Origin of the sequence: Nocardiopsis sp. NPDC058789, assembly GCF_042745575.1 — a bacterium.
GTDB lineage: Bacteria > Actinomycetota > Actinomycetes > Streptosporangiales > Streptosporangiaceae > Nocardiopsis > Nocardiopsis eucommiae.
In genome coordinates this window covers 91,952-106,954 of the sequence record NZ_JBHYOW010000010.1, presented here as the reverse complement: position 1 = coordinate 106,954, position 15,003 = coordinate 91,952, and the positions used below count along the sequence as shown (strand labels likewise).

Genomic DNA, 15,003 nt, shown 5'->3' with positions numbered 1-15,003 from the left:
GAACGACGAGCAGACGTACCCACAGCGCCCCGTGCCCGCAGGGGGACGCGCGTGGGCCCGAGGAGCGACCACCGTGCAGTTCGAGGACTTCGAGGACACAGCGCAGACCGCAGACACAGTGCTCCCCACCGGCGCGGTGGGGTTCGGCCGTCCACGGCCCACCGGCGACGAGCACGCCGACTTCTGGGCGCCCGACCCCCCGGCCCGCAGCCGGGCCGAGGCCTTCGCCGACCTCGCGGAGGGCGCACGCGCGCTGTCCGCCGTGGCGGGGTCCCGTCTGTCCCGCCTCCTGCCCTCCCGTGGTGTCCGGGTCACCGCGCTGTCCCTCTCCCTGTGCGCCGCCACGGCCGTGGTCGCCCTGCCCGCCTCCGCCGCCCCGACCCCGCCACGGGAGCCGGAGAGCATGAGCGACCTCAAGTCCCGGGCCGAGACCCTCACCGAGGAGTACGAGGGCGAGCTGCGCGACATGGAGGCGGTGATGGAGGAGGCCGAACGGGCCGAGGGCCGCGCCGAGGCCACCCGTGAGGAGGTGAGCGAGGCCCGTGACCAGGTGGTCTCCCTGGCCGTGGCCACCTACACCAGCAGCGGGATCGACCCGTCCATGTCGCTGTTCGTGGAGGCGGAGCCGGACGAGGTCATCGACCGTGCCGTGGTGATCGACTACCTGACCACCACCAACCAGGAGAAGATCGACCACCTGAACCAGGCGCTCTCCCGTGACGAGGTGGCCCAGGAGAACGCCCAGGAGCGCCTGGACGCGGCCTCGGACGACCTCACCGAACTGGAGGACCGCCGGTCGGAGGTGCACGTCCTGATCGCGGACCACCCGAGCCAGCCCATGCAGCCGCACAACAGCATCACCCCGCGCACCGAGCAGATGCGGGACCTGGTGATCGAGAAGTTCGGGCGCGGGGACGACGTGGGCGGGGTCGGGTGCTACCGGCCGGACGGCGGCTTCGTGGTCGGTGAGCACCCCAAGGGCCGGGCCTGCGACTTCATGCTCGACCCGAACGGCGGCATGCCCAGCGAGGAGGAGATCGAACGCGGCTGGGAGATCTCGGAGTGGGCCATGGAGAACGCCGACGACCTGGGGATCATGTACGTCATCTACCGCCAGCAGATCTGGGACGTGCGACGCGGTGACGAGGGCTGGCGGGCGATGTCCGACCGGGGCAACATGACCGAGAACCACTTCGACCACGTGCACATCTCGATGTTCTGACGCTGGTCGGCCGGTGGGGCGCGTGCTCCCACTGGCCACTTCCGGCCACGGGCGCCTCACCAAGCACACCGGCGGGGCGCCCGGAACGGTCACGCAGGTCGCCGGTGGTTTCCGCGCCCACGCCTGACGGGACCAAGGACCCGAATTCCGACACGCCCCATACCCGAGTTCCGATCGCTCTGTCCATGGGTGGACATCACGATCAAGTCACGCAAATGACGAGCTGGTGTGTCAGAAGCACGAAACGATGACGATTCACCCTCCTACCCCAGGTCCGGCCTGCCGCGTTGACACCGGTCAGGGCTAAGATGCAAGGCGTCCCGACCCTGACCTGCGGGGAACCGACCCGCTGGCTCCACACGCGGCGGTCGGCGCCCCGTCGGAACCGGGGACCTCCTCACGACACGGGGAACTCCCGCCCACGCCCGTCCGCTCTCGCCCGCGGTCACGGCGTACGAGGCGGGCCCACCTCCCCCACGGTTCCCCGTGCTGTCATCCACCCGGCGATCAGCCGGTGGCCACCACGGGAACTCGTGAGAACCCACGGGCGCGAACGCGCGCCTCACACAAGACGGTCACCACATCACCGGGCGAGGGGAGCCATGAGCGAAAACGGACCTTACAACCAGCCGCCGCAGAATCCTTACGGTGGCGGGGACGGCACCGGAGGACAGCCGCCCTACGGCCCGCCGCAGGGGAACCCCTACGGTGACGCCGCCACCGGCGGTCAGCCCGGCTACGGCCAGGGCCCCTACCCGGGCGCACCCGGCCCCGACCAGGGCATGTACGCGGGCGGCCAGCCGCCCTACGGCCCCGGCCCCGGCGGTCCCGTCGGCCCGGTGGGCCCCGGTGGGTACCCGCCCGCGCAGCCGCCCCAGGGCGGCGGAGGCAGCAAGGCCGGGACCTGGGTGGTCATCGGCGGCTTCGGGATCATCATCGTCCTCGTGATCGCCGTGGTCGTCATGCTCGTCACCAACGGCAACGACGGCGGGGAGATCGCCTCCGGTCCCGACGAGTCCTCGGAGGTCGTGGAGGAGGAGCCCGCGGAGGAGGAGCCGGCCGAGGAGGAGACCCCCGCCTCGAACGGCACCCTCGGCGACCCGCCCCACGCCCTGCCCACCGAGCCCTGCGAGGCCTTCACCGACCAGGTACAGACGGACTTCGTCCTCCGCGACAGCGGCAGCAAGTACGTCTCCGACAACACGTCGAGCTGCTCCAACCTCGGTGACCTCCCGGACAGCAGTCCCACCGAGGGCTTCGGCTCGCTGGAGGTGGGCTTCAAGCTGCCCTACAGCGCCAGCGACTCCCCGGAGGCCGCCTCCGAGGACATCGAGTACACGCTGGAGCGCGTCCGTGGCGGCGCCGAGTCGGACCGCTACGACGCCGACGACGTCGAGGTGGACGAGGAGTTGGAGATCGGGAGCGAGGCGTACCTGGTCATCACCAAGACCGACCTGCTCGGGGACAAGCTTCCCGAGGCCAGCCTGCTGCTGCGTCAGGACAACCTGATCATCTCGGTGACCTACTACCTCGACACCACCTCGGGTGATCACGAGGACCTCGCCCTACCGGACAACACCCAGGACATCATGGTCAACGCCGCCAACGAGGCGCTGGCCATCGTCGGGGGCTGACCCGTGCGGGCCGTGTGTCGGCCCGGGCACCGAAGGGGGCCGCGGCATCGCCGCGGCCCCCTTCCTCGTGTTCCGCCCCCGTCGTCAGGCGAGGTCGGCGCGGACCCGGCGGGCCGCCTCGACCATGTTGCGCAGCGCCTGCTCGGCCTCCGCGTAGCCACGGGTCTTCAGGCCGCAGTCCGGGTTGACCCAGAGGTTCCCGGCGTCCACGTGCGTCGCCGCCAGCCGCAGTGAGGCCTCGATCTCCTCGACCGAGGGCACCCGGGGCGAGTGGATGTCGTACACGCCGGGTCCGATGCCCCGCTTGTAGCCGCGCGCGCCCAGGGCCTCCACGAGCTCCATGCGCGAGCGGGCCGCCTCGACGCTGGTGACGTCGGCGTCCAGCGCCTCGATGCCGCCGACGATCTGGTTGAACTCCGAGTAGCACATGTGCGTGTGGATGGTGGTGCTCGCCGCCACCCCGGACGTCGCCAGGCGGAAGGAGTTCACCGCCCAGTCCAGGTAGGCCTGGCGCTGCTCCTCGCGCAGGGGCAGCAGCTCACGCAGGGCCGCCTCGTCCACCTGGATGTGACGGATGCCCGCGCGCTCCAGGTCCGCGACCTCGTCCCGCAGGGCCAGACCCACCTGGCGGGCGGTCTCGCCGAGCGGCTGGTCGGTACGGACGAACGACCAGGCGAGCATGGTGACGGGGCCGGTCAGCATGCCCTTGACCGGCTTGTCGGTGCGCGACTGGGCGTAGGTGATCCACTCGACCGTCATCGGCTCGGGGCGCGAGACGTCACCGAACAGGATCGGCGGGCGCACGCAGCGCGAACCGTAGGACTGCACCCACCCGCGCTCGGTGGTGGCGTAGCCCTCCAGCTGCTCGGCGAAGTACTGCACCATGTCGTTGCGCTCGGGCTCGCCGTGGACGAGGACGTCCAGGCCGATCTCCTCCTGGAGCGCGATGACGCGGTCGATCTCCGAGCGCAGGGTCCGCTCGTACTCCTCGGTGGACAGCTCGCCCCTGCGGTGCGCGGCGCGGGCACGGCGCAGCTCGGGAGTCTGCGGGAAGGAGCCGATGGTGGTCGTGGTGAGGGTGACGTCGGTGGGAGCGCCACGGTCCTCGGGCCGCTCGTAGGCGTCCTGCCCCAGGGCGTCCAGGCGGGCGCGCACACGGGCGTCGGTGAACGACGGGTTGCCGGTGGCGGCCGCGTCGAAGGCGGCGTCCTCGCCCTCGGTGAGGACACGGCCGAGCAGGGCCACCTCCTCGGCCTTCTGCTTGGCGAAGGCCAGCGCGGCACGCAGCTCGGGGGCGAGCGAGGTCTCCGCGTCGAGGTCGATCGGCACGTGCAGCAGCGAGCAGGAGGTACTCACGGTCAGCTCGTCGGTGAGGGCGAGCAGCGTGCCCAGCTCCGCCACGGCGGCGGGCAGGTCCGTCCGCCACACGTTGCGGCCGTCGACGACGCCCGCGACCAGGCGGGTGGAGCCGAGGCCGGAGACCGCGGCGAGGTCCTCGACGCCCTCGGCGTCGGTGACCAGGTCGAGGCCGACCGCCTCCACCGGGGAGTCCTTGAGGACCCGCAGGGCGGCGGCGCCGATGGAGCCGAAGTAGGTGGAGACCAGGAGGGAGGGGCGGTCGGTGAGGGCACCCAGGCGCTGGTAGACGCGCTCCAGGTGACCGACGGCCGAGCGGCCGTCGTCCGTGGCCAGGATCGGCTCGTCGAGCTGGACCTCGGTGGCGCCGGCGGCCCGGAGGTCGGACAGCAGGCGGGCGTAGGCGTCCAGGAGCTGGTCGAGGAGCTCGATCGGCTCCCAGCCCTCGGGGGCGTCGTCGGCCGCCTTGGCCAGCAGGAGGAAGGTCAGCGGACCGACCAGCACGGGGCGGGTCCGGAACCCGGCCTCGGAGGCCTCGCGGAACTCGGTGACGGGCTTGTCACCGACCAGACGCGGCCGGGTGCTCGGGGAGAGCTCGGGGACGAGGTAGTGGTAGTTGGTGTCGAACCACTTGGTCATCTCCAGGGGCGGAGCGCCCTGCTCGCCCCGGGCGAGCGCGAAGTAGCGGCGCAGCTGCTCGTCCCGGTCCCCGGCCTGGGCCGGGGAGGGGAAGCGGGAGGGCACGAGGTCGAACAGGACCGCCGTGTCCAGCACCTGGTCGTAGAAGGAGAAGGTGTTGGACGGCAGGTCGTCCACGCCCGCCTCCCGCAGCTGGGCGTAGACGCCCAGGCGGAGTTCGGAGGCGACGGCGTCGAGTTCGGCGGCGGTGGTGCCGCCCTTCCAGTAGGACTCGCTGGCGCGCTTGAGTTCGCGGTCGGGGCCGATGCGCGGATAACCGTGCACGGTGGAACGCACGGACGGCCGGGCGGCCGGGGTGCTGGGCATGGAGCTTCTCTCCCTCGTCGAAAGCCGGGTACCGGCCGCGAGGCGAGCGAAGGCGCGGACACGCCGAGGGAGCGCCTACGGCGCTCGGCTGTCTCCGCCCTCGGCCCTCCCTCGGGGCACGGGACCACCGGCGGCACGGGTGCGCCGCCGGGTGGAGGCAGGTCTTCGGACTCGTGGGCGTCTCCGGCGTCTCCGCCGGGTTCCTACTGGTCGCCGCTTCCCAGTTTCCGACTTTTCCGGTCGGATCACCAGTGCTTGTGGCGACGTTCGTTCCCACTCACCGCTGCGGGGCAGTCCCGGACTCGCACCGGGTTCCCTCTCTCGACACGCAACGCCCGCCCCGGAAGGCTTCCGGGGTGACCAAGGGTGGAGCGTGTACCTTCCACGGCTGCAAGTATAGGGAGCGCCCCCTCCGCCCATGCACCCGGCGTGGCCCTCGGCCACTCGGCGTGAACCCGTGCCGGGTTCGCGGCATCACAACCGACAATCAGCGTTACGTGGGGGAGCGCTCCCCCTCCTCCCCCACGAACGTTCGTCAGACGATGAACGTGGAGAACCACAGGTGAAGCAGCAAGACCGGCAGACCATGGCTCCCGACCGACCCCTTGTCACGGTCGCGATCGCGATGGTCGTCCTGCTGGGGCTGGTGCTGTCGGCGTCCCGACCCGTCGGACTGTTGGAGGACAGTGCCCTGGCGGGCGACGGCGAGCAGTCAGCCGGGGACGGACCCCCGGCCACCGGCGAGCCCGACCAACTGACCACGGTCACCCCCGACGCGGTCCCCGGAACGGAGGAGATCACCCTCGCCCACGAGGGGGACGCGGACGTCTCCGTCACCTACCCGTCCATCCCGAACGCCGAGCCGCTGTCGGACTTCCTGGAACGGACCCTCAGCGCCCAGGCGCGGGCCTTCGAGGCGGCCGTCCCCGGCGCACGCACGTTCCACGGGGAGTGGGGGCTGACCGCGGCCGACGACGGGATCGTGGGCGTGCGGATGACCACCACCGAGACGGACTCCGAGGAGACGCGCGAGGGACACAGCACCTACTGGTACGAGACCGACACCGGCGCGGTCCACGGTTCGAGCCACCTCCTCGCCGGGCAGGCGGAGCTGACCGACCTGAACGAGCGGGTGCGTGAGGCGGTGTCCGACACCGACGCCGTTCCCTCGGCGCTGCACCCGATCAGTTCGCTCTACGACTCCGTGGGATTCAACCCGGACGGCGACCTCGTGGTCGAGTTCGACGCGGGCCAGGTCGCCCCGGCCGACGCGGGCCGTGTGCACGCGGTGCTGCCCCGGGACGAGGCCGAGACGCTGCTCTCCGACCTCGGGCTGCGGGTCCGCGACGCGGCGACCACGGGGGTGCGCGAGTTCTCCATCGACGAGGCTCCCGAGGCGGACAAGGACGGCTCGGTCCCGGCGGCGCCCGGCGTGCTGGCCCCGCGTGACGACTCGGTCGACTGTTCCGCGCCCGACACCACGTGTGTGGCGCTCACCTACGACGACGGCCCGGGCGGACGCACCCCGGAGCTGCTGGACGCCCTGGCCGCGCACGATGCCAAGGCCACGTTCTTCGTCACCGGCCTCCCGGTCAGGGAGCACCCGTGGGTGGTACGCCGCACCTACGCCGAGGGGCACGAGGTGGCCAACCACACCCTGGACCACCCCAACCTGACGGAGCTCTCGGCGGGCGGGGTCCGCGAGAACCTGGAGGCGACGCAGGCGCTGGTGCACCGGGAGACCGGCTACACGATGGACCTGATGCGACCGCCGTACGGGGCGACCGACGGCACGGTCGCGGAGGTGACGGCGGAGCTCGGGCTGGCGCAGATCCTGTGGAGCGTGGACACCAACGACTGGCGGGACCGCAAGGCGAAGGTGGTGCGCGAGCGCGCGCTGGACGGCGCGTCCGACGGCGCCATCATCCTGATGCACGACATCCACCCCACCACCATCGACGCGTCGATCGACGTCATCCGTGAACTGGACGAACGCGGGTACTCCATGGTCACGGTGTCCCAGCTGCTCGGCACCACCGAGCCGGGCCGCACCTACGTCGACGGCGTGCCCGAGGAGGCTCCGGAGGAGTCCCCGAGCGACACGGAGTGACCCGACCCGAGCCCCGGTCCCGGACCGCTGTCCACATGTGGACAGCGTCGGAGGGGCCGGGGTGCCGTCCCCTATGTTGCTCCCAGCAGCCGTGAGGAGCAGGGACGAGGGAGTCGGGTTTTGGCGTCGAGGAGAGTTGGGCCGGGCCGGACCGTTCCCCCGCCCCGCCCGGTCCGGGCACACCCGTTCCGGGCGGGGGTCGCGCTTCTGCTGGCCCTCCCGCTCGCCGCGTGCGGGACCGGGACGACGGGCGTGGACGGAGGTGACCCGCTGCGGCTCACCGTGTTGGCCGACGCGGCCGGGGACGGTGTCGGGGAGTGGCGGGGCGACGCCGGTGACTTCACCGGCCACCCGTACGAGCCCGAGGGCGTGGAGGTCAGCGTCGCCTACCCGGAGTTCGAGGGGGCCGGGGACTTCGCTGAGGGTCTGGCCGCGCGGGTCGACCAGGAGGTCCGTGACTTCCGTGCCGGGACCCGCGATCCGGTGCGGCTGGACGTCGCCTGGGAGCTGGTCGCCGCCGGGGACGGGGTCCTCGGGGTCCGGCTGGTCAGGACCGAGGAGGACATGCACGGCCTGCGGGAGGGCCACGCGACGTACTGGTACGACGCCCGGGACCGCTCCGTGTCCTCCTCTACCGAGCTGCTGCGCGGGCAGGAGGAGCTGGTCCGACTCAACGCCCTCGCGCGCGAGGAACTGGCCGACGACGAGCACGTGGACCCCGACGCCCTGCACCCCGTCCTGAGGACCTACGACTCGATCGGGTTCAACTCCTCGGGGGACCTGGTGGTCGAGTTCGACGACGGCCACCTGTCACCGATCGTCGACGGGCACGTCCCCGACAGTTCCCCCGGTCGCAGGGCCGTGGTGGTCGAGCACGAGCGGGCCGCTCCCCTGCTCTCGGACCTGGGCGCACGCGCCCGGGAGGCCGCACTGGTGGAGGAGCCCGACCTGGAACTGCCCCCGGGCAGGCCGGACGACGCCGAGGTCGGGCCGCCGCCCGGAGTGGTCACCGCCGGTTACCCCGGGGTGGACTGCCAGGACGGCGAGACCAGGTGCGTGGCCCTGACCTTCGACGACGGCCCGGTGGAGGCCACTCCGCGCCTGCTGGATCTCCTCGCCGAGGAGGAGGTCACCGCCTCGTTCTTCCTCAACGGCGGACCGGCCCTGACCCGGCCGAGCGTGCTGCGGCGCGCCTACGCCGAGGGGCACGAGATCGCCAGTCACGGCGACGAACACGAGCACATGAACCGGATGGACCCCGATCGGCTGGCCGCGCAGACCGCCGCGGTGAGCGCGATGGTCCGCAGACAGACCGGCTTCACCGTCGAGCAGTTCCGACCGCCGTTCGGTGCCACCAACGACGCCGTCCACGAGGAGATCGCCGCGCAGGGCATGGCGGAGGTCGCCTGGACGGTCGACAGCCGGGACTGGGAGGGGCACGGGCGGGAGGAGATCGTGGAGACCGTGCTGGACGGGGTCGAGCCGGGCGCGGTGGTACTACTGCACGACCCCCGACCGGCCACGCTCGCGGCGGTCCCCGAGATCGTCGAACGGCTCCGCGAGAAGGACTACGTGTTCGTCACCAGCAGCCAGGCGCTCGGCGGCACGGAACCCGGCAAGGTCTACCCGCCCGACTGGGACGGCGACTGGTAGCGGACACACGTGCGGGCGGCCGGTGGGCGTTCCCACCGGCCGCCCGCACGCCGGTCAGCTGGCCTCCGTGGTGTCCCTGACCACCGAGAGCGCCGGGGCCGGGGCGTCGGCGCCCACGGCCTCCCGCACGGAGCGGTATCCGGCCTCGCGGACCAGACGGGCGAGGCCCCGGTGGATGCGGCGGGGCCACAGCGGCCCGCCGTAGATCAGCCCGGTGTACCCCTGGACCAGGGTGGCACCGGCGCGGATGCGGGCCCAGGCGTCCTCGGGGGTCTCGATGCCGCCGACCGCGACCAGGGTGACCCGGTCACCCACGCGGGAACGCAGACGGCGCAGGACCTCCAGGGAGCGCGCCTTGAGCGGGGCGCCCGACAGCCCACCGGCACCGGCCGCCTCGACGTCCGCGTCCGGGGTGTCGAGCCCCGAACGGGAGATCGTGGTGTTGGTGGCGATGATCCCGTCCAGGCCCTCGGTCAGCGCGAGGTCCGCGACGGCGTCGACGTCCTCGTCGGCCAGGTCCGGGGCGATCTTCACCAGGAGCGGGAGCTCGGGGCGGCCCGCCTCGGCCAGGGACGCGCGGACCGCGTCGACCAGGGGCAGCAGCTGTTCGACTCCCTGGAGGTTGCGCAGTCCCGGCGTGTTGGGCGAACTGACGTTGATGACCATGTAGTCGGCGTAGGGGGCCAGCCGCAGCGCGCTGAGCGCGTAGTCGGCGGGCGCCTCGGACTCCGGCGTGACCTTGGTCTTGCCGATGTTGATCCCGAGCACCGGACCACGGCGCTGGTGGTGCAGGCGCTCCGCGACCAGCGCGGACCCCTCGTTGTTGAAGCCCATGCGGTTGACGATGGCGCGGTCGGCCACCAGCCGGAACAGGCGCGGCTTGGGGTTGCCCGGCTGCGGGTGGGCGGTCACGGTGCCCACCTCGACGTAGCCGAAGCCCAGAGCGGCGAGGCCGCGCGGGCTCTCGGCGTTCTTGTCGAAACCGGCGGCCATGCCCAGCGGACCGGGGAACTCGCGGCCGAAGGCGTGCACGGTCAGCTCGGGTTCGCGCGGGCCCAGGACCCTGCCCATGGTCTCGGCGACGCCGGGGACGGCCGTGACGCCGCGCAGGGCGGCGAAGCTCAGCTTGTGCACCGTCTCCGCGTCCATGTGGCGCAGGACCGAGCTGAAGAGGATCTGGTAGAACACGGTCATCCGTTTCCGTCTCCCTCGCGCTCGGCGAGGAAGCGTTCGAGTTCCGCGCCGAGCTCGTCGGCGGTGGGCAGCCCCGCGTCGTCGTCGGACAGCGGGACCGGCCCGCCGCCCTCCTCCGCGCGCGAGGACATGATGTCGTCGTACTGGCGTTCCAGGTTGGCGACCACGCGCTGGACCTCCTCGGAGGCCGCGACCTGCTCCGCGATCTCCACGTCCGTGGTGGCGGCGACCTCTTCCAGCTCCTCGCTCGGCAGGGCCAGCCCGGTGGCCCCGGCCACGTACTCCAGGGCGGCGATGGCCGCTCGCGGGTAGGTGGACTGGGCGAGGTAGCTGGGCACGTGGATGGCGTAGCCCACGAAGTCGTGGTCGTTCTCCCCGAAGCGGTACTCCATGAGCGCGGACACGCTGGCGGGCACCTCGACCCGGCCGATCCAGGGGGTGTGTCCCTCGATCAGCTCGGGGCGGGTGGAGTGCGGTGTGACCGTCACCGGTCGGGTGTGCGGCACCGCCATGGGAATGCCGTTGACGCTGAGGGAGAGCGAGACCGAGAAGCGTTCCACGAGGCCGGTCACGGCCGCGATGAAGGCCTCCCACTCACCGTCCGGCTCCGGTCCGTGCAGGACGAGGAAGGGGTGGCCCTCGGCGTCGTGCATCCGGTAGAGGGCCAGTCTGGGCGGCGTGTAGTCGGTCCAGGTGTTCTCGACGAAGGTCATCTGCGGCCTGCGGCGGCGGTAGTCCACCAGACGGTCGACGTCGAAGGTCGCGACCTCCTCGGCGGTGAACCGCTCGAACAGCGACTCGGACAACTGGCTGCCAGCGTTTCCGGCGTCGACGAAGCCGTCCAGGCAGACGAGCATCACCAGCCCGGTGACGTCGTCGAAGCCGGGGTGGAGTTCGTACAGTTCTGCGGGGTCGCGCACCGGGTTCTCGTCTCCAAAACTGGTCGGGGTCACAGGGGCCGCGACACACCCGCGTTGCCTGCCGGAAGGTTCCGGTGGGCCCAGGCGGGGTCGCTGTGCCCTGCTTTTCCACAATACCGACCCGTGGCGGGTGGGTCCGGACCCCGTGGTCCCGGAGGTGACGACGCCCACACCTTCGGTCCGGGGGTGTTCAGGGGCGGCGGTGGAGGGCCCGGAACCGCGAGGGAGGGAGGGCGTAGAGGTCGACGAAGACCTGGCGGAGCGTCTCGGCGGAACGGAACCCGCAGCGGGCGGCCACCTCGGTGACGGACAGGGCGGTGGACTCCAGGAGGTCGGCGGCGGCCTCCGCCCTGGCGCGACGGACCAGGGAGGCGGGGGTACGGCCGGTGTGGGCCAGGCAGAGCCGGTGCAGGTGCCGTGCGCTCACCCCGGCCGTCCGGGCGAGCGCGCTGGCGGAGAGATCGCCGTCCAGGTGATCGCGTACGTGGGTGAGGACCCCGCGGACCAGCAGGTTCTCGGGGTCCAGGGTGGTGAGCACGCTCATCTGCGCCTGGTTCCCGGGCCGTTGGAAGTAGGTGACCAGGACCCTGGAGACCAGCCGCGCGAGCGAGGGTCCGTGGTCCTCGGCGACGAAGTCCAGGGTGAGGTCCAGCGCGCTGGTCACCCCCGCCGAGGTCGACACCGCGCCGTCGCGGACGAAGATCGGTTCCGGGTCCACTCGCACCCCCGGATGGAGTTCGGCCAGCTCACGCGCGAAGTGCCAGTGGGTGGTCGCGCGTCGCCCCTCCAGCAGCCCGGCCTCGGCCAGGACGCTCGACCCGGTGCACACCGAGGCCACGCGGCGGCTCTCCCGGGCGAGTCGGCGCACGTGGGCGACCAGGAGGTCGCTCCGCGCCGCGCGCCGGTGCCCCCATCCGCCCGAGACCACGAGCGTGTCGAACGGGCCCCGGAGGTCCTCCAGCGCCGCTTGGCCCTGGAGGGTCAGCCCGGAGGAGCAGCGAACCGGCCCGCCGCCCGGGGTCGCGAGGATCGTCTCGTACGGACGTCCGCCGGAGGCGAGGTCGTTGGCGGTGGCCAGCGTGGAGGTGACCGAGGAGATCTCCAGGAGCTCCGCGTCCTCGTAGGCGACGACCACGACCCTGCGTGCGTCCATGCGTGCCACCCCCGTGGTCCGAGTGGGTCCGTTCGGACGGGTTTCCCAGGATTTCGGACCGACCCCAGCGTACGCCTGGCCTCCGCACCCGTGCCCGCGAAGGCTGGGGACATGACTTCCACACCTTCCCCGCCCTCCGCCCAGGTCCCCTCCGAGCGGCCGGGGGCCCCGGCCCGTGGGACCGGCCGCGCCGGGGACACCGCCACGGGCCACCAGGGGTCCGAGGCCTCCCCCGACGACGCCGCCGTCCCCCGGGACGGCGCGCGGACCTCCGGGTCTCGGGCCACACGATCGAGGGAGGCCGCCACGACGGTCCTCCGACGCTGGTGGCCGGCGCTGACCGCCGCGTCGGCCGCGGCGCTCACCCTCGCCGGTGGCGGCGACGGCGGTGGGCTGGTGTTCCTCCTGTTCACCCTGCCGGTCATGTACCTGGCCGTCGCCGTGCTCGACCGCCCCGGCACCAGTTGGCTGATGGTGGCCCTGGTGATCGCCCTCCACTTCCTTCTCGAGGCCGCGGGCCTCACGCCCTGGCCGTTCGTCCTCGGTCTGGGGCTCCTGCTGGTCACCGCCGGACTGGTGCTCGGGCCCCTGCGGCGTCCGGGGGTGTTCGCGCTCCAGGTTCCGGCGCTCGCGCTGTTCGGCGGCGCCGGGCTCCTCACCCTGGTCGTCTCCCCCGAGGCGGCGGTCGCGGTGGTCGCGGTGGGACTGCTGACGCATGCCGCCTGGGACGCGGTGCACTGGTGGAGCGGGAAGGTGATCTCTCGGTCCCTCGCGGAGTGGTGCATGGTCTACGACACCGCCGTGGGGTCCACCGTTCTGGTGATCCTGCTGATCAGGGCGTTCTGACCCTTCCGAGCCGTCCGGACACCCACCGGGCCCCGGCCGTCCGAGCTCCGGGCGACCGGGGCCCGCACGACGGGGCCCCCACACACGACCCGATCCGCCCCACGGGCGAACGTCCCGGGGCCGGCGCTCGTCAGCGCTGGCGGGCCACTCTCAGCGTCCTCAGCCGGTTGAGGACCGCGACGATCTCGTGCCTGCGCGGCAGGGCGTAGTCACCGCCGAAGTCGGCGCCGAGCAGGGTGACGCCCTCCTTGGCCAGCGCCTCCTCCAGGGAGTCCAGGGCCTCGGCCACGGTCCGGTGCCCGTCCAGGTGCCGTCCCCGGACCAGTGTGCGCAGGGCCAGACCGGCGCCGGTGATCTGTCCCGGGTCCACGAACTGTTCCACCGCGCGCACGTCGACGTCGCTCTCCCCGTAGACCAGCACGTCCATGTCCCGGCGCTTGATCCGGCTGCGCCCCTTGGCGGTGTCGTCGTCCACCGAGCCGGGGTCGACCACCCGGGCCCGGGGCAGGGCGAACTCCGCGTCGGAGCGGTCATGGGCCAGCGCGCGGGCCCGTTCGGTGACGTCGTGCGGGTGGTAGGCGTCCAGCATGATCACCTGGTCGGCGACGTCGAAGTAGTCGCCGCTGCCGCCCATGACCAGGACGGTGGAGACCCGGTGCTCGCGGTGCAGGGGGCGCACCAGGTCCACGAAGGGCACCAGGGGTTCCCGGTCGCCGTGGACCAGGGCCTGCATGCGTTCGTCGCGGATCATCAGGTTGGTGGCGGTGGAGTCCTCGTCCACCAGCAGGGTGCGCGCCCCGGCCTCCACCGCCTCGCAGATGTTGGCCGCCTGCGAGGTGGAGCCGGAGGCGTTCTCGGTACGGAAGTCGCGGGTGTCGGCGCCGGTGGGCAGGTTGCGCACGAAGGGGCTGACGTCCACCCGCTCCACGCGGCGGCCCTCCTCCGCCCTGATCTTCACCGCGTCCTCCCGGGTCACGACCAGCTCGCGACCGTCACCGGGAACGTGGTCGTGGACACCGCGCTCCAGGGCGTGCAGCAGGGTGGACTTGCCGTGGAAGCCACCGCCCACGATCAGGGTGATGCCCTCGGGCACCCCCATGCCGGTGACCGTGCCCGCGTGCGGGAGGTCCACACTCACGCGCAGGCTCTCCGGCGCGTCGAAGGGCACCACGCCCTCCCCCGTCATGGGTTCGTCGCTCACGCCGCTGCGCCGGGGCAGGATCGCCCCGTCCGCGACGAAGGCGACCAGGCCGCGGTCGGCCAGGCCCGCCCGGAGGGCGACGGCGTCCACCACGGTGTCGGCGAAGGCCTCCGCCTCCGCGTGGTCGATCTCGTCCCAGTCGAGGTCGTCGACCAGCGCCGGGAGGGTACGGCACAGCTCCCGCTCGGCGGTGCGTCCGTCGATCCGGCGGCCGTGCCCGGGCAGGTCCACCCCGATCCGGAGGTCGAGGGCGCCGCCCTCGGTGATCTGGCACGAGGAGCGGGCGATGACCTCCTGTCCCCCGGTGTCGATCTTCAGCAGCGATCCCCGCAGCAGTCGGCGGGCGCGCCGTCCGAGGTAGTCGGCGGTGGCCCGGCGGCGCACCGGATCGGCGTGGGCGCTCGCGGGGATACCGGCGTCGGGCCGCAGGACGCGGATGCGCGAGGGCGGGGCGAAGGGGTCGGCCTGGACCCGCTGCACCGTCAGGGTGAAGTCCCCGAAGTCCCAGTTACCCTTGAGGGACTTGTACCGGCCGTAGGAGGCGCCCTGCATCCGGAGGAGTTCCTCGGACAGCCGCGCCTCGTCGCGGACCCCTCGGATGGGTTCGGGTTCGGGCCTGCGCCCCGCACCGCCCCGGCCACCGCCGCCTCCGCCGTACCGGCGTCCCTGGCCGCCGTTCCCGCGCCGCTCCGTCATCGTCTCCCCCGGT

Annotated in this window: 10 protein-coding genes and 1 riboswitch; of the genes, 5 read left to right on the top strand and 5 right to left on the bottom strand. The window is 72.5% G+C overall.

Annotation, left to right across the window (positions count from 1 at the left end; translation table 11 throughout):
• Nucleotides 1-136: 136 nt before the first annotated feature.
• Nucleotides 137-1,222 carry a coiled-coil domain-containing protein gene (locus ACFW3L_RS16620; RefSeq protein WP_378741565.1) on the top strand — a complete coding sequence of 362 codons (1,086 nt, stop codon included), beginning with the start codon at nucleotides 137-139 and terminating at the stop codon, nucleotides 1,220-1,222.
• Nucleotides 1,223-1,824: 602 nt separating this feature from the next.
• Nucleotides 1,825-2,856: a DUF3558 domain-containing protein gene (locus ACFW3L_RS16615; RefSeq protein ID WP_378741230.1), complete on the top strand. Its 1,032-nt coding sequence runs from the start codon at nucleotides 1,825-1,827 to the stop codon at nucleotides 2,854-2,856.
• Between the two features lie 84 nt (nucleotides 2,857-2,940).
• On the opposite strand, the gene metE is transcribed toward ACFW3L_RS16615, so the two are convergent.
• Complete coding sequence (metE, locus tag ACFW3L_RS16610) at nucleotides 2,941-5,217, bottom strand: 5-methyltetrahydropteroyltriglutamate--homocysteine S-methyltransferase (RefSeq protein ID WP_378741228.1); 2,277 nt, start codon at nucleotides 5,215-5,217, stop codon at nucleotides 2,941-2,943.
• 138 nt (nucleotides 5,218-5,355) lie between these two features.
• Nucleotides 5,356-5,585: riboswitch (cobalamin riboswitch) on the bottom strand.
• 218 nt (nucleotides 5,586-5,803) lie between these two features.
• On the opposite strand from metE, the gene ACFW3L_RS16605 reads away from it, so the two are divergent.
• Nucleotides 5,804-7,327, top strand: coding sequence for a polysaccharide deacetylase family protein (locus ACFW3L_RS16605; protein ID WP_378741563.1), 1,524 nt, complete (start codon nucleotides 5,804-5,806; stop codon nucleotides 7,325-7,327).
• Between the two features lie 120 nt (nucleotides 7,328-7,447).
• Nucleotides 7,448-8,980: a polysaccharide deacetylase family protein gene (locus tag ACFW3L_RS16600; RefSeq protein WP_378741225.1), complete on the top strand. Its 1,533-nt coding sequence runs from the start codon at nucleotides 7,448-7,450 to the stop codon at nucleotides 8,978-8,980.
• A 54-nt stretch (nucleotides 8,981-9,034) separates the two neighbouring features.
• Here ACFW3L_RS16600 and ACFW3L_RS16595 read toward each other — a convergent pair whose 3' ends face one another.
• From ACFW3L_RS16595 to ACFW3L_RS16585, 3 genes are all read right to left on the bottom strand, one after another.
• Nucleotides 9,035-10,174, bottom strand: a complete 1,140-nt coding sequence (locus ACFW3L_RS16595) for a quinone-dependent dihydroorotate dehydrogenase (RefSeq protein ID WP_378741222.1) — start codon at nucleotides 10,172-10,174, stop codon at nucleotides 9,035-9,037.
• Entirely contained in the window at nucleotides 10,171-11,094 is a 924-nt protein-coding gene (locus ACFW3L_RS16590) for a proteasome assembly chaperone family protein (RefSeq protein WP_378741220.1), read from the bottom strand. Before ACFW3L_RS16590 ends, ACFW3L_RS16595 begins: the two co-directional genes overlap by 4 nt.
• Nucleotides 11,095-11,284: 190 nt before the next feature.
• The gene (locus tag ACFW3L_RS16585) at nucleotides 11,285-12,247 is read right to left on the bottom strand and encodes a GlxA family transcriptional regulator (protein WP_378741218.1); all 963 of its coding nucleotides are present in this window, start codon (nucleotides 12,245-12,247) and stop codon (nucleotides 11,285-11,287) included.
• A gap of 111 nt (nucleotides 12,248-12,358) precedes the next feature.
• On the opposite strand from ACFW3L_RS16585, the gene ACFW3L_RS16580 reads away from it, so the two are divergent.
• Nucleotides 12,359-13,093 carry a hypothetical protein gene (locus tag ACFW3L_RS16580; protein ID WP_378741216.1) on the top strand — a complete coding sequence of 245 codons (735 nt, stop codon included), beginning with the start codon at nucleotides 12,359-12,361 and terminating at the stop codon, nucleotides 13,091-13,093.
• Nucleotides 13,094-13,223: 130 nt separating this feature from the next.
• On the opposite strand, the gene ACFW3L_RS16575 is transcribed toward ACFW3L_RS16580, so the two are convergent.
• The gene (locus ACFW3L_RS16575) at nucleotides 13,224-14,990 is read right to left on the bottom strand and encodes an ABC-ATPase domain-containing protein (RefSeq protein ID WP_378741214.1); all 1,767 of its coding nucleotides are present in this window, start codon (nucleotides 14,988-14,990) and stop codon (nucleotides 13,224-13,226) included.
• Nucleotides 14,991-15,003 lie beyond the last annotated feature (13 nt).